At 39.4% G+C, this 2899-nt stretch carries 4 protein-coding genes; 1 reads left to right on the forward strand and 3 read right to left on the reverse strand.

Annotated features, from left to right (window positions below; translation table 11 throughout):
• A partial coding sequence (locus CCAND38_RS01060) for an isoaspartyl peptidase/L-asparaginase (protein WP_042343104.1) occupies nucleotides 1-294 on the forward strand: 294 nt, incomplete at its 5' end.
• A 70-nt stretch (nucleotides 295-364) separates the two neighbouring features.
• Here the strand turns inward: CCAND38_RS01060 and CCAND38_RS11300 are convergent.
• From CCAND38_RS11300 to CCAND38_RS11685, 3 genes are all read right to left on the reverse strand, one after another.
• A complete protein-coding gene (locus tag CCAND38_RS11300) occupies nucleotides 365-1240 on the reverse strand; it encodes a helix-turn-helix domain-containing protein (RefSeq protein ID WP_052458060.1) in 876 nt (291 codons plus the stop codon).
• A 355-nt stretch (nucleotides 1241-1595) separates the two neighbouring features.
• Nucleotides 1596-2252, reverse strand: a complete 657-nt coding sequence (locus CCAND38_RS01070; protein WP_042343105.1) for a hypothetical protein — start codon at nucleotides 2250-2252, stop codon at nucleotides 1596-1598.
• Nucleotides 2253-2275: 23 nt separating this feature from the next.
• The coding region (locus tag CCAND38_RS11685; RefSeq protein WP_042343106.1) for an InlB B-repeat-containing protein at nucleotides 2276-2899 on the reverse strand (624 nt) is incomplete at its 5' end.

The raw sequence follows: 2899 nt of genomic DNA on the forward strand, positions 1-2899 counted from the left end.
CCAGCCGCAGCAACAGGTTTGGGCGAAGCGGTTATCCGTACGGCAGGTAGTGCGATGGTGGTAGAGCTGATGCGACACGGAAAATCTCCGCAAGAGGCTTGTGAAATCGTGACCAAACGCATTTATGATTTATATAAAAATACGCCCGAATTGGAGCATCTGCAAGTAGGATTTATCGCTTTGAGTAAGAGTGGTGAAATTGGGGCTTTTTGCGTTCGTAAAGGATTTAACTACGCTTTACAATCTAAAAACCAACAAAATACACTCATTGATGCTACCTATATGATGGAGTAAAACGATTTTATAAATGTAAAAAACGCACCAAATAAATTGAGCTATTTGGCGCGTTTTGTGTTTTAAAAAATTAAAGTGATTGGGCGTATTTTTTGTTATTTCGAATTGATTTTATGATAACCTTGGCTATTATAGCAACGGCACATACCAAGCCGTATATTGAAATGGACACTCCAAATCTATCGGAAAGTCCTGTTGTTGCAGATATAATAGGTATAAAAAGAATTATAAATAGAAAGTCATAGTTCCTACCTACTTTATCATTTTCGAGGAGACTTTCAGAAATTAATTCTTGTTGAATAAACGTTAAATTATTAGGATTGAAGGCGATAACTCTTTCTTTAATACGTTTTCCGTCTCTATAAATCACGATGAAGTTAGCAGAGCCTAAGCTCATCTTTTCAATTTTTGTTGCTACAATATGTTTACGCTCAATATAGGGAGCTGTCCCCGAAGAAAACCACATTATGAGGAAAGTTACTATCAGAAAAATGGCTGCAAAACCAGTCGCAAAAATAGCCAAATCAGTGTTGTCCAAGAAGAAAAGTACAACGGCTATTATAGAAAATAATAATGTTCCAATAAATACAACACCTAACGTCTTAAACAAAAATGAAATAGATTTTTCGTAAGTTTTTGTGATATTTTCAGGAGTAACAGACCTATTAATTATCAGTTTATCGCTAAAAATATGCAGATACTCTTTTACACCTTGTAGGGTTCGCAAGGGCTTTTCGTTTATAGTCTCAGCAATAAGTGTTTCGTATGAAGTGCCCAAAGTGGTTAGTATACGTTTTAAAGTTTCTCCTGAAGGTGTGTTTTCTGCTTTTTCCACACGCTGAATGGTTCGGAGAGAAACTCCTGCTTGGGTTGCTAATTCCTCTTGCGAAAGACATTTCATTTTTCGTAATTCCTTAATTTTTTGTGATAGTTTTTCAATATTCATAGGTTTCCTATTTTTCGCAAAGATATGAGGATTTCAGCTTTTTGCTCTAATTTTTGATACGCCTTTTTTACGTCATTTTGCAAAGGTACTGATAAGAACAGAAGCGTCTCCCCTCACGAAAAAATAGCATTGGAGGCAAAGTCGGCGAAAGGTAATGTGGAAGCATTCATTTTCAGCATAATACATTTTCTTAAAAACAAACCACATAGAAACATCGTTTTTTCTATGTCCCTATGTGGTTACGAAAAACAACAACAAATTACACCTGTAATCCATTTAAAACAAACCACATAGAAACATAGTTTTTTCTATGTCCCTATGTGGTTTTATCATAAATCTAAGATTGAAATCCGTTCTATTTTTCTAATATCGGGAATACAAAGTACTGTTTTTTATCCTCCGAAACCAAATAAACCACCAAAGGCAACCCTTGCTGACGATACAACTGCAACACAGAGGCTTTGATCGGGTTGGGTTGAGTAGCCGATGCATCTTTGTAAAGCACCGTAGTTGCCTCGCCCTCTTTCCACACCGTAGGAAGCTCTAATTTCAAGAAATGCGTCTTTCTGTCGGTTGCGGAAACTGCCGTGTGCAACGTTTTGGGGGTTTGATACCGATATTTGGTCTCTACTTTCATCGTTCCGCCGATGTTTTCCATAATTCCGAATTTGACAGGAACTACATTCACTTTGAGGCTTACCGAACGTTTGCTATTGGTAGCATCGGTTATTTTAAAGGTAACGCTTCCGGCTTTTGTTGCCCGTATGTTGAGTTGTCCTTTTTCGTGGGTTAGGGTGGCAACATCGGAAGTGTTGGGGGTGATGCTCACCTGCGAGGCATTGCTAAGCCCCACCTGTGTGTGTAGCCCTTGCATAAGTGACACTTCCGTAAGGGTCAATTGCATATCGGGGGGTGTGGGGGCAGGTGTGGGAGTATCTTCTTCTTTACTACAAGCCGTTAAAGCCACTACAAAAAGCAATAATAACGATTTTATGATATGTTGATGTCTCATTTCTTTATAATTTTTTAGGGTTACTATTTAACTACAATACCGTCATAACTTACTGTGTAAGAAACGCCTAACACTTCAAAGTGAATCATAAGGGTAAAAGTACCCGCTTTGGCAAACTCAAGTTGTGCTTGTGTGGCGTCAATTGTGCTTACAAGGGCTGTGACTGCCGAAGCATTGCTCATATCGATAAGCGTAGCTTTGAAGTTGGTCGCATTTTGAGGCATATCTCCCCACACAAAGGTTTGAGGTGTTCCTGTTTTCAGTACAGCCGTGTCTAAGCCTGTCAGATGCGGAAGTACCGCATTAGGGTCAAGTAAAATCACTTCCTCGAAAACAGCGGTAAGACTGCTATTTTCGTTTACAGTAAAGCTATACTCCGCTTGGGTAGAAACCACCACTTGAGTAGCCGTGTTTATCCAATGTTTGAATTTATGCGGTGCTACGGGCGTGGCTGTTACTTTTGCTGTTTGACCTGCATTAAGGGTTTGATTTTCAGGGGATACACTACCCCACGCCGTGTTATTGCTCTTAGCTGTTACGTTATACGTAAATACGCCCTCTTCGAAAACAGCGGTAAGACTGCTATTTTCGTTTACGGTAAAGCTATACTCCGCTTGGGTAGAAACCACCGCTTGAGTAGCCGTGTT

Origin of the sequence: Capnocytophaga canis, from assembly GCF_000827555.1 — a bacterium.
Taxonomy (GTDB): domain Bacteria; phylum Bacteroidota; class Bacteroidia; order Flavobacteriales; family Flavobacteriaceae; genus Capnocytophaga; species Capnocytophaga canis.